12 protein-coding genes and 1 tRNA gene are annotated in these 15533 nt (G+C 41.5%); 5 read left to right on the forward strand and 8 right to left on the reverse strand.

Features of this window, described 5'->3' with window-relative positions:
* The 3 genes from ABJL82_RS06630 to ABJL82_RS06640 form a co-directional block, all read left to right on the forward strand.
* Positions 1 to 1754: efflux RND transporter permease subunit (locus ABJL82_RS06630; protein WP_347273946.1), on the forward strand; the 1754-nt coding region annotated here is incomplete at its 5' end.
* A 292-nt stretch (positions 1755 to 2046) separates the two neighbouring features.
* On the forward strand, positions 2047 to 2817 hold the full coding sequence (locus tag ABJL82_RS06635; protein WP_347273947.1) for a transposase: 771 nt from the start codon (positions 2047 to 2049) through the stop codon (positions 2815 to 2817).
* A 306-nt stretch (positions 2818 to 3123) separates the two neighbouring features.
* Entirely contained in the window at positions 3124 to 4788 is a 1665-nt protein-coding gene (locus ABJL82_RS06640) for a TolC family protein (RefSeq protein WP_347273948.1), read from the forward strand.
* Between the two features lie 221 nt (positions 4789 to 5009).
* Here the strand turns inward: ABJL82_RS06640 and ABJL82_RS06645 are convergent.
* The 4 genes from ABJL82_RS06645 to ricT all read right to left on the reverse strand — a co-directional run bounded on the left by ABJL82_RS06645 (position 5010) and on the right by ricT (position 8417).
* Positions 5010 to 5095: transfer RNA gene (locus ABJL82_RS06645), tRNA-Leu, on the reverse strand.
* Positions 5096 to 5204: 109 nt separating this feature from the next.
* Positions 5205 to 6026, reverse strand: coding sequence for a M48 family metallopeptidase (locus ABJL82_RS06650; protein ID WP_347273949.1), 822 nt, complete (start codon positions 6024 to 6026; stop codon positions 5205 to 5207).
* Between the two features lie 17 nt (positions 6027 to 6043).
* A complete protein-coding gene (gene metG, locus ABJL82_RS06655; RefSeq protein ID WP_347273950.1) occupies positions 6044 to 7606 on the reverse strand; it encodes a methionine--tRNA ligase in 1563 nt (520 codons plus the stop codon).
* Positions 7599 to 8417, reverse strand: a complete 819-nt coding sequence (ricT, locus tag ABJL82_RS06660) for a regulatory iron-sulfur-containing complex subunit RicT (RefSeq protein ID WP_347273951.1) — start codon at positions 8415 to 8417, stop codon at positions 7599 to 7601. The genes metG and ricT overlap by 8 nt, the downstream gene beginning before the upstream one ends.
* 667 nt (positions 8418 to 9084) lie before the next feature.
* Here ricT and ABJL82_RS06665 point away from each other — a divergent pair.
* The gene (locus ABJL82_RS06665) at positions 9085 to 9642 is read left to right on the forward strand and encodes an FxLYD domain-containing protein (protein WP_347273952.1); all 558 of its coding nucleotides are present in this window, start codon (positions 9085 to 9087) and stop codon (positions 9640 to 9642) included.
* A gap of 118 nt (positions 9643 to 9760) precedes the next feature.
* Here ABJL82_RS06665 and ABJL82_RS06670 read toward each other — a convergent pair whose 3' ends face one another.
* Positions 9761 to 10756, reverse strand: coding sequence for a GDP-L-fucose synthase (locus tag ABJL82_RS06670; protein ID WP_347273953.1), 996 nt, complete (start codon positions 10754 to 10756; stop codon positions 9761 to 9763).
* 135 nt (positions 10757 to 10891) lie between these two features.
* A complete protein-coding gene (cysC, locus tag ABJL82_RS06675; protein ID WP_347273954.1) occupies positions 10892 to 11503 on the reverse strand; it encodes an adenylyl-sulfate kinase in 612 nt (203 codons plus the stop codon).
* 452 nt (positions 11504 to 11955) lie between these two features.
* On the opposite strand from cysC, the gene msrA reads away from it, so the two are divergent.
* Entirely contained in the window at positions 11956 to 12588 is a 633-nt protein-coding gene (gene msrA, locus ABJL82_RS06680; protein WP_347273955.1) for a peptide-methionine (S)-S-oxide reductase MsrA, read from the forward strand.
* A 44-nt stretch (positions 12589 to 12632) separates the two neighbouring features.
* Here the strand turns inward: msrA and glmS are convergent, their stop codons facing one another.
* Positions 12633 to 14459, reverse strand: coding sequence for a glutamine--fructose-6-phosphate transaminase (isomerizing) (glmS, locus tag ABJL82_RS06685; RefSeq protein ID WP_347273956.1), 1827 nt, complete (start codon positions 14457 to 14459; stop codon positions 12633 to 12635).
* A gap of 20 nt (positions 14460 to 14479) precedes the next feature.
* Positions 14480 to 15487 carry a UDP-3-O-(3-hydroxymyristoyl)glucosamine N-acyltransferase gene (gene lpxD / locus ABJL82_RS06690; RefSeq protein WP_347273957.1) on the reverse strand — a complete coding sequence of 336 codons (1008 nt, stop codon included), beginning with the start codon at positions 15485 to 15487 and terminating at the stop codon, positions 14480 to 14482.
* Positions 15488 to 15533 lie beyond the last annotated feature (46 nt).

Consider the following 15533-nt stretch of genomic DNA (forward strand, 5'->3'; position numbering starts at 1 on the left):
TGCAGGAAGAAGCAGGCCAGCTCTTCAGAGATATTGCAATTGCGGTAACCTGCGCCGTAGGATTAAGTTTCTTCGTTTCTGTTTTTGTGATCCCCATGTTTTCGGAACAACTGTTTCGAAGGTTAAAAGTAAAAACAAAATCATTCGCCGGGCCGGGTGTGCTTCTGAAAGCAGGTGCGTTTTTTCAGAAAATAATCATGGCGTTAGTGTCATTCGCAATTAAGGAGGGGAAAACCAGAATAGCAACTATTTTAACCCTTACCGCGTTTTCAGTTATTGCATCAATACTCTTATTGCCAAAGATGGAGTATCTTCCACAGGGAAACAGGAATCTTGTTATGAGCATACTCGTACCTCCTCCCGGCCTCTCTTACAAAGAAAGAATGGACATTGGCAGGCACATAGCCAATCAGCTTGGTCCTTACATGCAGAAAGATCATAACGGATTCCCCGGAATAAGTGATGTGTTTTATATCGGGGCGGACAGAAGTATGATTTTTGGCGCAAAATGCATGCATGAAGAACGCGCCGGAGAACTAGTGCCTTTGTTTATGCAAACAATCCAATCCATTCCCGGGATGTACGGTGTAAGCATGCAGGCTGGCATTTTTGAAACAGGTATTGGGGAAGGGCGTACCATCGAAGTGGATATCAGCGGCAGCGATATTCATCAAATTGTACAAGTGTCAGGAACCATGTTCGGAATGATAAAGAAAGAACTTCCTGACGCCCAGATCAGGCCGATACCCTCACTCGAAATCCTTTTTCCCGAGTTAAAAATAGTGCCATCAAGAGACCGCCTCATGGCTGCGGGGATGAATACTAATGAACTTGGCATTGCCCTGGACATACTGATGGATGGAAGGAAGATCGGATATTATAAACAAGAAGGGCAAAAAAAGATTGACCTTATCGTTAAGGCGTCTGATGAAACTATTCATACACCAGAAATATTATATAACGCGCTCATTTCTCTTCCCAATAGATCTGTAGTGCCGGTATATTCCCTCTCTCAGCTTCAGCGAACAACCGGCATTACTCAAATCCGGCACCTGGAAAGGGACCGTACAATAACACTCCAGGTGACCCCTCCCGAAACGATTCCTCTGCAGGAAGCAATGGAGATCATTGACGGGACGGTGTTGCAAACACTAAAAGAACAGGACATGCTTCAGGGGGTAACCATAAGATTGTCCGGTGCGGCGGATAAACTTACCACAACAAGAAAAGCGCTGCAATGGAATTTTGCCCTTGCAATTGTTATTACGTATTTATTAATGTCCGCCTTATTCGGGAACTTTATCTACCCCTTAATTATCATGTTTACCATTCCTCTTGCCGCAGCAGGGGGTTTTATCGGGCTTAGATTGGTCAATGCATGTATTGCCTTACAGCCTTTTGACATTTTGACCATGCTAGGCTTTGTAATTCTTATCGGTGTTGTTGTTAATAACGCTATTCTCATTGTATATCAGGCGCTGAATAATGTTCGTTTTCAGGGGATGAACTATCATGACGCCGTAATTGAGTCAACGAGGACAAGGTTAAGGCCGATATTTATGAGTGCATTTACCAGTATATTCGGCATGCTTCCCCTTGTCATCGCGCCAGGCCCAGGTTCTGAATTATACAGAGGATTGGGTAGTGTAATGCTTGGCGGGCTGGCATTTTCGACAATTTTTACTATCTTCATCATCCCCGCCATTCTCATGTTTGCCATAAGAATGGAAAAGACGGAGAATACGCAAAGCTGATCGTGCCGTTTATTTATCGCTTTTATGGTATCTATTCAGCGAAAATAATTTAGAATTTACTTGACAGATAATATGAGAAAAGCAGGTAGCAAGGATGGTTAGCGATATATAGGGTTGCAGATGCGGTCACCGCAGTCCATAGGAAGTCTTTACAAAGAGAGGCGTGGGGTCTGTTCAGTGATAGAATTTCGAGCCTTTGTGGTGTGTTATAGAGCGAAAGAAAAGGGTGAAAAAACCTGTGGTATAATAGATGCAGTAGATAATTTCAGGCTAATTATACAGGTATCATCCATTGACGATAGAGAATATAGACGTAGACGCAACACTCCGGAAAGTAGAGAAGCTACTTTCTGAAGAGAAAGGGCTGTCACCGGCGGTGAGGTCAATGATAGAGTTGTTGGTATTATCGATAACACTGCTGGCAGGACGTCTGAACCGGAACAGCCGCAACAGCAGCAAGCCGCCCTCAAGTGATCCGAATCGCAAGAGAGAAAGCAAGGCGAAGGGTGAAAGGAAGGCAGGCGGGCAAAATGGCCGTGATGGAGTAACGCTCAAAAAGGTAGACAATCCTGATGAGGTGGAAGTAATAAAAGTAGACCGGAGGAAGTATCCGCGCAGCAAATACAAGGTGGTAGGTTACGAAGCACGCCAGGTGTTTGATATAAAGATTTCGCGTGTAGTAACGGAGTATCGTGCAGAGGTAGTTGAAGATGCGAAAGGGAATCGGATTGTAGCGTCATTTCCGGAAGGGGTAACAAAGGCGGTGCAGTATGGTCCGGATTTGAAACGGAATCTTCTGGAACGATTGAGGAAGTATGAGGGTGATGTGCTGAGGTTTATGGACAATAAAAATGTCCCCTTTACGAACAATTTGGCAGAAAACGATATCAGGATGACGAAGGTTCAGCAGAAGATATCTGGCTGTTTTCGTTCTTTGGAGGGAGCGAAAATTTTCTGCCGCATTCGTAGTTATCTCTCGACCTGTCGAAAACAAGGGGTAAATTTGAGCCGGGCATTACAGATGCTATTCCGTGGTGAATTGCCTGATTTTGCTAGCTCGTAGCGACAGTGGGTGAAAATACGCTGAATAGATACAACATTTTAGTTTTTCGAAAAAGCAGAATGCTCTTTCCCAAGTTCCACAAACTGGGTCAAATGTTCAATATTCAATTCTCAATTCTCAATTCTCAAATTGTTGCTCATTTGCCTCTATTCTTTTACATTGAACATTGAATATTAATTTTTAAAAAGGTACTATGGCGCAGTTTTCACAGATACAAATATCAATTCCGGGGCATTGCTTCCCGGGAAATTCATTTGATGTAAATGACAATGTTAAGGGAAAGTTTTAATAGTTAATGGGGATATTATGCGAAGAAGAAATATATTTGACAAAATAGCAGCAGTCGTGCGTGGGACAGAGAAAAGATTTACAGAAAAGCCATGCCTATTTACGGCACTTTATCGTTTGCTCATCGTGTCAGCCCTTTTTTTTTGCAACGGAAGGATGGTCTTCGGAGAGGCAAAAAACGTGGACGAGAAATTGCCTCAGGCGGTATTGTCTTCATCAGTTGAAATGCATTCAAATCTGAAGTTTATGAATATCGGCCTGAAAGACAGCATTGTATATGCATTAAAAAATAATTTTGATATTGAGATATCACGGTTAGATACGAAGGCAAGAGGCCACGACATTGCAATAGAAAAGTCAGTATTTGATCCTACCTTAGAGATAACAGGAGGCATTGATAATAGAAAAATACCCATCAACAGCGTACTGGTAAGTGGAGAAACCACTACCGAGATAACTCCTTTTGTTTCTGAAGGAAAGACGGGGAATGCTGTCTTACGATCCCTGATACCTACAGGCGCGACTCTTTCTTTAGAATACAATTTATTTCGGGAATTTGTAGATCCGCAGGCGTTTACGTTGCTTACTCCAACGTATGAAAATTACATAGAAGCAAAGATTACGCAGCCTTTGTTAAAAGGAGCCGGCTGGTTTTATAACAGGAGCCCCATTTATATTGCCAGAAATAATAAAAAGATATCAATTGCACAATTTAAAAGCACTGCTATTGAGGTTTCTAATGCTGTTCAAGAGGCCTATTGGAATTTCGTAAAGGCAATTGAGGACTTGAAAGTAGCAAAAAAATCCCTGGAACGAGCGGAAGATTTACTGCGGAAGAATAAAATAGAGGTAGAATCAGGAACCCTTGCACCCATCGAAATTATTGAAGCAGAATCGGGGGTGGCGTCACGGGTTGAAGCAATAATTTCCGCTGAAAATACAATCAGAGACAAAGAAGATGAATTGAAAAGGATTATGAATCTAGCAGACAGTGAAATTATTTCTGATGTGGAAATTGTTCCCGTTGACAAACCAACATTCGAGCCGAAAGAAGTTCCGCTGAAAGAGACTATTAAAATTGCAATGGAGAAGCGTCCTGAATTAAAGGAATTGCAAATAGAGGTCGAAAATGCAGGCATGGAAGTAAGAAGGAAAAAAAATGAACTGTTTCCCCAATTAGATCTTACCGGTGGAGTTCGTTATTCAGGGCTTGGGGGTACCCCTGATGGTGCACATGACTCTACATTTTCAGAGGATTTTCAGGGAGAATTTATCACACTGACCCTTGAAATTCCTATCGGTAACAGGGCAGCCAGAAATGACTACAAAAAAGCAAAACTTGGTAAAGAACAGTCTGCCCTGAATGTGAAAAAGAAAGAACTGGATATTGTTGTAGAGGTGAGAGGGTCTGTTCGTGAAGTAATGACGAACATTGAAAGGGTTATGGCCACCAGAAAGGCGAGGGAATTAGCACAAAAAAGACTGGAAGTCGAAGAAAAGAAATATAGCGTGGGACGATCAACCAGTCTGGAAATTCTCCGTGCCCAGGAGGATTTAGCTACCGCAGAAGGGAATGAAACAAAGGCGCTCACTGATTATGAAATATCTCGTGGTAGTCTCGAAGCAGCAAAAGGAACGATTCTCGATGCCTATAATATTCAGGTAGAAGAGGACATTACATGATGTAAGGCACATAGAAGAATTTAATGTGCCTGTAATTGTCCTTTCTGCCAAGGCGAGAAATCCTAAGATTCCTCACTTCGCTCAGTCTCCAGCAAAGATAAGGAACGGTATGTAAGGATCTGGATAGTTTCCCGAAAAATACCTTCTTTAAATGATGCGTTGAAAAAAACGGGGGTAAGGTTTTGAAGGACATTTGAGCAGGGATATGCATTTTAAATAAATGCCAGAGGTGGGACTCGAACCCACACCACCGGTGAAGATGACCAGATTTTGAGTCTGGCGTGTCTGCCAATTCCACCACTCTGGCATTATTTAATCCAGTATAATATTTTCCCGTAAATTATCAATGGATATTTTTTGTTTTGTGCACTTAGATTGCTTCGTCAGAATCCTTTCCGGTTTGACCGTAACCCCCTCTATTGCTCCATAGGTTTTTTATAATACTGCATCGCCTCGGGTATTTTTTCTCTTATCTTCCTTATTCTGGTATCGTCAGAAGGATGGGTGCTCATAAATTCAGGAACTGTTTCGCCATTCTTCGTATCTGCCATTCTCTGCCAGAAGTCTACCGCATGATGAGGGTCGTATCCCGCCATAGCCATAAAAATCAGCCCAAGATGGTCTGCCTCGCTTTCATGAAGGCGACTATAAGGAAGCATTACGCCGTATTGACTGCCATACCCATATGCGGCGGAAACAACTTGTTTTGTCATATCCGATTTGCCGCTTAAAGCAACAGAAAGCGCTGTTTCTCCCATTTGTGCCATTAATTCCTGACTCATTCGTTCATTACCATGTTTTGCAACTGCATGCGCCACCTCATGTCCCATAACCACCGCGAGGCCGTTTTCATCTTTTGTTACCGGCAATATTCCCGTATATACCACTACTTTTCCGCCTGGCATTGCCCAGGCATTCACATCGTTACTTTCCACAAGATTAAATTCCCATGCATAATCCTTTAACTCATGAGACATGTTGTTTTGTGCAAAGTATTGCTCTACAGCGCCTTGTATCCTTTTCCCAACCTTTTCCACCATGTTGGATTCTTCCTGGTTTTTGCTCAACTCGTTGGTTTTAATAAATTCCTGATATTGTTGGAAACTCATGTTAAGCATTGTTGATTCGGGAATAAAGCTCACTTGTTTTCTGCCGGTGATGGGTACAGAACTACACGATAAACAAAAAAAGGAAATGAGTATTAAGAAATAAGAAATGGTTTTTTTCTGAAAGTGCATTTTGCTGCTCCTTGTTATTAAACTTTATTATTCATCGCTATATTTCTCCCAGGATTTTCAGTTTCTTTTTCAATCCTGGGGAACAATGGCTTCCCCTTTTTTACGATAACGCCGCTTTTTATGACCTGCTGATATTCCAGGCAAGGGGATTCATTGTTTTCCAGAATACCAAGTTGTTTTTGTATTTCAATACAGGTGTTTGGCATAAAAGGGTAAATAAATATTGAAATATCTTTGATTGCCTTTGCCAGCGAACTGATTATATTTTTCAGTTGAGGTCTGTAGGCGCTCGTTTTTGCAAGCACCCATGGTTTTTTTTCTTCAATACATTTATTTGCGCTTCCCACAAACTCCCAGATTGCTTCCAACGCTTTGCTAAATTGAAGATTGTCCAATTCCTTGTTTATTTTACTGCGGGTATTCTGAGAGATTTCCTTTAATACATCGTCTTTCTCTGAATATTCAGGTATTACTGCATCGAAATATTTTTCAATCATGGTGAGTGTACGTTGTAGCAGGTTACCCAGGTCATTGCCAAGGTCAGAATTAATCCTGTTTATTAAAGCGGTGTAGGAAAAATTGCCGTCGGATCCGAAAGGAACTTCTCTGAGGATGAAATACCGGTAAGCATCCGTACCATAGATTTGGATAATGTTTAATGGGTCTATTGCGTTTCCCAATGATTTGGAAATCTTTTGCCCTTCAATGGTCCACCAGCCGTGGGTAAAGATTTTAAAGGGTAATTCTATGTTTAATGACATAAGGATTGCCGGCCAGATTGCCCCATGAAACCACAAGATTTCTTTTCCTATGATATGTACATTTGCCGGCCAGTATTTCTGGAATAGCTCCATATCATCATCATAGCCCAGAGCCGTTATGTAGTTTAAAAGCGCGTCTATCCAAACATATATTGTGTGCATAGTATCCATGGGCACTTGAATTCCCCAGGTTACTGCAGATCTGCTTATGCTGATATCTTCAATATGAGAGGTTATTCTTTGGAGTATTTCATTTCTTCTTGATTCAGGTTGAATAAATTCCGGATGCTTATCATAGTGTTCAATAAGCGGTTTTTGATATTTTGATAACCGAAAGAAATAATTTTTTTCTTTTACTTTTTCTACATTGCGTTTGCATTCCGGACACCTTCCTTCGTCGAGTTGCGTTTCTGTCCAAAAGCTTTCACAGGGAACGCAGTATCTTCCTTCGTATTCTCCAAGGTAAATATCGTCGTTTTCGAATAACTTCTGAAATATCTTTTTGACACGTTTAACATGCCGTTCGTCGGTGGTGCGTATGAAGTCGTCGTTGGAAATATTGAGATTTTTCCACAGATCTTTGAACTTGCCTACAACCATATCGACAAAATCATTAGGTGCTTTGTTGCAGGCTTCGGCGGCCTTTTGAATTTTCTGCCCATGTTCATCTGAACCGGTCAAAAAGAATACGTCATATTGCTGCAACCTTCTGTACCGGGCTAAAACATCTGCGGCTATGGTAGTGTAAGAATGTCCGATATGAGGTATATCATTTACGTAATAGATAGGTGTGGTAAGATAAAAAGACTGCCTACTCATGACCACAATCCTCTTTGCAGGATTGAAGACAATCGCTTTTCCCCTTCTGGGCGGGTGGTGCAGGTTTATTTTGTACCACCCTGGTTATCTCTTTGGTGGAAACTGTAAACCGGCTTCCGTTTTCCAATTCCACAGTAACCTGTTGCTGCAAAATATCGTGGTTGATTATTTCTCCAATGCCTTTTGCGGTTTTCACGGAAGTTCCTTTTTTAGGAAGTCCCTGTTTTAACTCTTCATAAACGCGGTCCTCGTAGCGCAGACAACACATCAGCCGGCCACATCTCCCTGATATTTTAGAGGGGTCCAGGGTGGCTTTTTGGTTTTTTGCCATTTTCATCGTAACCGGTTCTAAGTTTTTCAGGAAAGACCGGCAGCATAGTTCCTGCCCGCAGTGTTCGTAATCCGCCAAAAGCCTTGCTTCATCGCGTACGCCAATTTGTTTCAACTCTATTCGCGCCTGATATTCTTTTGCAAGATCCTTTACCAGTTCTCTGAAATCAACGCGTCCATTGGCAAGAAAATAAAAAATGATTTTTTTACTCCCAAATAAGTGCTCTACGTATGCAAGTTTCATGAGGAGTTTATGTTCTTTCATCTTCATTTGGCAAAATTTCGATTCACTTGGGATGGTTTCCTGGTCTATTTTTTTCTGCTTTTCTTTATCCTCCGGTGTTGCTTTTCGCAGTACTTCCCCAAGATATTCGACGGATGCATCATCTTCTATTTCACGTACTTTAGCAATAACAGTGCCAAATTCTATTCCTCTGTGAGAGCGGATGATCACCTCGTCACCCCTTTTTATTGAGTTCATTGGCGCAAAAAAATCTCCGGTATTTTTTAATACGCCGTATCGAATGGTTAAAATTTGTCGCATATAAATCTATCGGGGCAAAGCCTCGTACCTATAAAAAGTGTGTGAAACCACAGATTTTACGGATTACACAAATTATTGAGATTTTTCTTTGTGAAATCAGCGCAATATGCGGTACTCGTAATTTTTTCTAAAACGTAACTCTTTTGTGAATATAAAACGCAGATACCGTTTTTAAATAGAAGTCTGCATTCCGCAATAATGAAACATCCATAGCCTTAAGGCGCAAATGGAATAAAATTTTCCGTATCACTTTAATTTTCTGGCAACAATTTCCCCTATTACGGAAACATTCAGGTAAAACGCATAAATATGAGTGAATAGTAGCAATTGCATTGCCTAATGTCAAGTTATAACGCTTTATTTGATTTTATGTAATTACTTAATAGAAACACACTTGCATTAATTATTTTAATTATGATATGATAATTTTTCGTAAAAAAAACCTGCAATTTCACAACAACGGGATTTTCGGGGTTTTACCTTCTCGCACATGGGGAGTGGTATGCAATAGAGGGCAGTGCTATTGAATCACATATAGAAGAACGATTCGTGAATAGAAAGATGTGAGGAAAATGATTAGTGATTTTTTTGAGAGGAAACACAAATGAAGAGATTTTCTATTTTTATATCATTTATAATGTTCATCATTATCAGTAGCAATACTTTATTTGCTCAGGATGTATCAAATAAGGTGCAGTTGCTAGAAATTGTCATTTCAAATCTGGTATCCCGGATAGAATCACTTGAGAAGCGCGTTAATGTGCTGGAAAAACAGCTTACGGGTGCTGCTGGTGTAGCAGCGCCATCCGGTGAAGCGCCGAAAAAAAAGATGGATGCTGAAGTGCATCGTGAGGATTTTGTTGCCGCACCTGTTATGGTGGGATATGAGGATCTTGGGAACGGATTTTTTGCCAGAAATGTACGTTTTAGTCCTTTTGGTGAAAACGTGTTATTAACAGGGGAAATCACAAACAAATCCGGCAAAAATTACCGCTTTGCAAAATTTAAATTAAGCATTTACGATGACCGGGGCGTTTTTTTAAAAGAAGAGGAGTTTTCTATCCCTGATATTCCGAACGAAAGCACAGAATCTTTTGAATCGATGATTGTCGGATTACCATCTGCTTTTATAAGTAAATATGAAATACGGTTCGCTAAATAAAATACCTCATTGAATAGCTCCGTCAGAGTAAACATTCATTAGCCGAGGGCACACAAAAGGGCATGAAAACATTTATTTATTTGGATATTTGACCCTACTTCCGTACCGATACTATACTCTAAAAACTGCGAGGTCGTCTATTTTTGATATACCAGTCAATTGTCTTTTGCAAACCTTCTTCAAACAGCATCCTCGCTTTAAATCCGAATTCTTTTTCAGCTTTGGCCGTATCTAACCTTCGCCTTGGTTGACCATCGGGTTTTGAAGTATCCCAGACAACCCCTCCTTTGAAGTCTGTTAGTTTAGTAATCAATCCTACCAGATCTTTTATTGAAATCTCAAACCCTGCCCCAAGATTAACCGGGTCTGGTTTGTTATATTTTTCAGTGGCAAGGACAATCCCTTCCGCGGCATCTTCCACGTAAAGAAATTCCCGGGTGGGAGTACCTGTGCCCCAAACGGTAATAGACGATTGAGATTGAGAACGTGAGGGTTCAAAGTGCCCGGCCTCCACCCCCACCGTAAAATATTTTGCTTCCACACATTTTCTTATAAGAGCCGGGATTACATGAGAAGATTCAAGATCGAAATTATCTCCAGGTCCGTAAAGGTTTACCGGTAGAAGATAAATCGCATTAAATTCATATTGTTGTCTGTATGCCTGCGCCTGAACCAAAAGCATTTTCTTCGCCAATCCATAAGGTGCATTTGTTTCCTCCGGATAACCATCCCATAAATTCTCTTCTTTAAATGGTACAGGGGCAAATTTTGGATAAGCGCAAATCGTACCAATGGATACAAATTTTTCTATCCCTGCCTGTCTTCCAGCCTCCATCATTTGTACGCCCATCATCAGGTTGTCGTAAAAGAATTTCCCCGGACTCGCCTGGTTAGCGCCTATGCCGCCGACCCTTGCTGCAAGATGAATGACAATATCTGGCCTGGCATCCTTGTAAAGCCTTTTACAGGATTCATTTTCAACAAGATCGTAGTCTTTACTCCTTGGTACGAATATCTCTTTGCAGCCGCGCTCTTTTAGTTTTTCAATAACAAAGGAGCCGAGAAATCCGGCGCCGCCAGTGACAATTGTTCTTTTATTTACCCAGAAATCCATAATACTAAGAATGGATTATGAAGAGGTGGTTGCATTTCCATTCAGCCTCCCTTGAAATTAATGTGCTCTTAAGTGAAGGAGCAGAATCCGCATAAAGTTATGATTTTACGTAGAAAGAAAACTACATCCTTTTTTTCAGAAACGTACATACCCGTTTTCTTCGAGGTATTTTAAAATAGCCATGGTTGATTCTTCTACCGGCATTAGCGATGTATCAATGGTCAGCTCGGGGTTGGAGGGTTCCTCATAAGGCGCAGATATACCCGTAAATTCTTTTATTTCTCCAGCCCTGGCTTTTTTATAGAGACCTTTTACATCGCGTTGTTCGCACACGTTAATCGGACATTTTACATAAATTTCTATAAATTCCCCTTCGTTCTGCAATTTCCTCGCATTATCTCTGTCTTCTTTATAAGGAGAGATAAAGGCGGTTATTGTTATTATATTTGCGTCAGTAAAAAGTTTGGCGACCTCTCCAATACGCCGAATATTTTCTGCGCGGTCTTCGGGAGAAAACCCAAGGTTCTTATTAAGGCCGTGGCGTATATTGTCGCCATCGAGGATATATGCCTGATGTTTATTTTCAACAAGAGCGTGTTCAAGCTCTACGGCAATGGTAGATTTCCCAGACCCAGAAAGACCCGTGAGCCAGATAGTGACTCCCTTTTGTTTCATCATCTCTATTCTGTGCGCCTTTGTAATCTTGCCATGATGCCATTTTATGTTCGTAGCCTTCTGGTCTGACATTTCATCTCCTTATTGATAAGCGAAAGTATTAAATAATTAAAGTATGAGCCCCCTGCTGGCGACCAAATAAATTCATGGATTCAGACGGCAAGAACCCGCCGTGATTGACTCATTTGAATTTGAAAATGTTGCGTGACTGTTGCACTTGTTGGCAGTAATTTCATGCTGCACGGTTGAAAACAAATTTCCAAACAAGATAAATGTTTTATGGAGTACATAATTGATAAAATGAAGTTTTGTAAATACTATAGAACCTATTGTAAAAATGCAAACTTTTTTCACCTGTATTTGTCGCAGAATAAGAATAGTTGGAGGTTTTTTCCCTGAAGAATGTTCTCTTTCATTCTGACAAATATTTGATACTATGAGATTACGCTTCGTTTTCGGTAAAAGCAGTAAACGTGTATTAACAAATATCTTCAAAATTACAACATGTAAGGAGGGGCGCGAGTATGAATAATTATTTGATTCCGTTATTTATATTAATTGTTTTAGGAATAAATGGCGCATTGTGTGGTGAAAGTAAAAATAGCGATAGTGATACAACTCATGAAAAATATGAAAGGGCTACCTTTGCCGGGGGTTGTTTTTGGTGTATGCAGCATCCCTTCGACCAATTAGAGGGCGTGATTTCCACTGCTGTAGGATATACCGGCGGCAATGTTGAGAATCCTGCCTATGAGGAGGTATCTTCCGGCAGGACGGGCCATGCAGAAGCGATAGAGATCCGGTATGACCCCTCGCTCATTTCTTACGCGTCTCTTTTGCAAGTATTTTGGAGAAATATTGATCCTACTGCAATGAACAGGCAATTTGCTGACGTAGGGTCTCAATACCGAACGGCAATCTTTTATCATACGGAGGAACAGAAAAATCTTGCCGAGTCGTCAAAAAAAGAGTTGGAGAAATCGGGAAAATTTAATAAGCCAATTGTCACGGAAATTGTGCCTGCTTCGGCATTTTACAAGGCGGAAGATTATCATCAGAAATATTATGAGAAAAACCCGACACAGTACAACAAGTATAAATATGGATCTGGAAGGGAGCGGTATTTAAAAGAGACGTGGGAAAAGGACGCAAAGTAAAATAGCGTTTCTCTGTGTTCTTCAATGAAATAGTGTTTTTTGTTTTATTCTACCGTCACGCTCTTTGCCAGATTTCTTGGTTTGTCCACATCGCAACCACGTAAGACTGCCATATGGTATGCAAGTAATTGGAGGGGAATTACCGAAAGAATTGGTATCAGAACGCCTGTAGTTTCCGGGATATGGAATACATGATCAACCTTTTTGGCAATTTCTCTGTCACCTTCCGTTGCAATTGCAATGACTTTTCCACCCCTTGATTTCACTTCTTCAATGTTGTTGAGTATTTTTCCATACGTACTGTCTTTTGTTGCGATAAATATTACCGGCATATTTTTGTCAATAAGGGCAATGGGGCCGTGTTTCATTTCAGCCGCGGGATAGCCCTCTGCGTGGATATATGAGATTTCCTTTAATTTAAGGGCGCCCTCAAGCGCTACGGGATAGTTGAATCCTCTACCAAGATAGAGGGCGTGGTTAGTGTGTTTGTAGATTTTCGCGATTTCACCTATTTCCTTTTCTCTGTCGAGAATGGTTTGTATCTTATCAGGGATAGTCCTGATGGCGGAAATCATTTCAGGCGGAATGGCATAGTCTTTGTTTTTCAGGAGCAGCAGGTAAAGGGAAAACAAATAGAACGCGGCTATCTGTGCAGTAAATGCCTTTGTGGATGCAACCCCTATTTCCGGGCCGATATGCAGGTAAATTCCCGATCCTGCCTCACGGGCAATGCTGCTTCCGACAACATTGCAGATAGACAGCATTGCTGCCCCCTTTCCCTTTGCCTGGCGCATAGCCGCCAATGTATCCGCTGTTTCCCCCGATTGACTGATGGCGATTACTATGGTGTTCTTTTCTATAATGGGATTACGATAACGAAATTCAGATGCATATTCCACTTCGACGGGAAGCCTGACCAACTCTTCCAGCATATACTCTCCGACCAATCCGGCATGCCAGGACGTTCCGCACGCAATAATGATAATCCGTTTTGCTTCTAAAAGTTCTTTTTCCCGGTTAATGAGCCCGCCTAATTTTATCGGACCGCGGTTTCCGTCCACCCTACCTCTCATAAGGTTGAGGAGCGCCTGGGGCTGTTCGTGGATTTCTTTCAGCATGAAGTGTTTGTAACCGCCTTTTTCGATCATATCAATATTCCACAACACCTCTTCCGTTTTTTTATAGGTAGGGATATTTTGTATGGTCTTTGTTTTGTAACCTTCGGGAGTGAGGATTGCTATCTCATTATCATCCAGGTACATTACTTCCCGTGTATGTTCCAGTGAGGCGGACACGTCAGAAGTAATGAAATATTCATGGTCGCCAATCCCCAGTATTAACGGCGATCCATTTCTTGCCGCTACGATTTTTTCGGGATCTTTTGAAGAAATAGCTGCAAGTCCATACGTTCCTTCCACTTTCTTCAGGGCTTCCATGACAGCGGTTTCAAGATTATCCCGGTAATGTTCCTCGATAAGATGTGCCAGCACCTCGGTATCTGTTTGGCTTTTGAATGTATGGCCGTTTTGCTGCAATTTTAGTTTCAAATAGTCATAATTCTCAATGATCCCATTATGCACCACTGCGATTTCGTTATGGCAATCAAAGTGGGGATGCGCATTTTCAAAAGTCGGTGCACCATGGGTCGCCCATCGTGTATGAACAATCCCTGCATGTGAAATACAGGCATGACCACTTAATTTTTCTTCCAGCATTGCAATTTTTCCAACAGCCTTCTCGCAGCGCAGGGAACCGTTTTCAAAAAAGGCAATCCCGGAAGAATCATAGCCGCGATATTCCAGCCTTTTGATGCCATGCATCAAAACATTGAGGGCATTTTTAGGTCCAATATACCCGACAATTCCACACATATACGATTTCCTCTCCTGGGTTACGATGTATGCATTACTTTTTTAATCGCCTGATACATTTCGGGCAGTTTTCTCAATAACACCTGTATTCGCTTTTCTTCATGTATCGCCTTTGCCGGAGCACCCCAGACAACAGCGCCCGGTTTGAGGCTTTTATAGACCTTCGATCCTCCCCCGATAACGCAATTATCCCCGATTATTGCATGGTCAGTAATGCCTACGTCTTCGGCAACCATAACATTTTTACCGATTTTTACGCTGCCGGCAATTTTTGCATAGCCTACAAGCATTGTATTATCCCCGATTTCCACATTATGCGCGATATGCGAATGATTGTCTATTTTTACGCCGTTTCCGATGATTGTTTTATCAATGGCGGCGCGGCAAACAGTTACCATTGATCCGATTTCTACATCATCACCAATTTCCACCGTTCCGATTTGGGGGATCTTGATGTGCTTTTTTTCCATTTGCAGATAACCGAAACCATCATCGCCAATAACACTGTTACAATGAATAATTACCCTTCTGCCAATACTACATTTTTCCCTGATAGAGACATTCGCATAAATAAGGGCATTGTCTCCGATCTTGCAATCCTTTCCAATAAACGTACCGGGATAAATGACAACATTGTTTCCAATTACAGCGTTATCTTCTATCACAACATACGCGCCAATAGACGCATCCTTGCCAATTGCAGCGCTGCTGCTGATAATTGCAGAAGGATGGATGATTGCCTGGCGGGCAAATCTCTTTTTTGCAGCATCGCCCAGGAGGAGGGTAAATGCAAAAAACGGATTTTGCAGTATGATGCAGGGTTTTTTTAAGGCGGGAATTTCCCGATGTACTACAAATGCAGAAGCCTGAGAAGACTGAGACTGCCTGATGAGCGTATCATTTTTAACAAAAGAAATATCACCTTCCCTCGCATTTTCAATGCCGGCAATACCGGTAATAACGGTTCCCCCCTCGCCAAGGATTTTGCCACCTATGATTGATTGAATTTGGTGTAGGGTGTATTTCATGATGTATGGACAAAGAAGCCTATTTTTCTAAAAATATTTAAAGACT

This window comes from Candidatus Kuenenia sp., from assembly GCF_039794105.1.
Lineage (GTDB): Bacteria > Planctomycetota > Brocadiia > Brocadiales > Brocadiaceae > Kuenenia.

Bases quoted from the DNA above. Each gene is read 5' to 3' on its own strand.
- msrA (WP_347273955.1), top strand. From the start codon at position 11,956: ATGAATAATTATTTGATTCCGTTATTTATATTAATTGTTTTAGGAATA.
- lpxD (WP_347273957.1), bottom strand. From the start codon at position 15,487: ATGAAATACACCCTACACCAAATTCAATCAATCATAGGTGGCAAAATC.
- ABJL82_RS06665 (WP_347273952.1), top strand. From the start codon at position 9,085: ATGAAGAGATTTTCTATTTTTATATCATTTATAATGTTCATCATTATC.
- ABJL82_RS06640 (WP_347273948.1), top strand. From the start codon at position 3,124: ATGCGAAGAAGAAATATATTTGACAAAATAGCAGCAGTCGTGCGTGGG.
- ricT (WP_347273951.1), bottom strand. From the start codon at position 8,417: ATGAACTCAATAAAAAGGGGTGACGAGGTGATCATCCGCTCTCACAGA.
- metG (WP_347273950.1), bottom strand. From the start codon at position 7,606: ATGAGTAGGCAGTCTTTTTATCTTACCACACCTATCTATTACGTAAAT.
- ABJL82_RS06670 (WP_347273953.1), bottom strand. From the start codon at position 10,756: ATGGATTTCTGGGTAAATAAAAGAACAATTGTCACTGGCGGCGCCGGA.
- cysC (WP_347273954.1), bottom strand. From the start codon at position 11,503: ATGTCAGACCAGAAGGCTACGAACATAAAATGGCATCATGGCAAGATT.
- ABJL82_RS06650 (WP_347273949.1), bottom strand. From the start codon at position 6,026: ATGCACTTTCAGAAAAAAACCATTTCTTATTTCTTAATACTCATTTCC.
- glmS (WP_347273956.1), bottom strand. From the start codon at position 14,459: ATGTGTGGAATTGTCGGGTATATTGGACCTAAAAATGCCCTCAATGTT.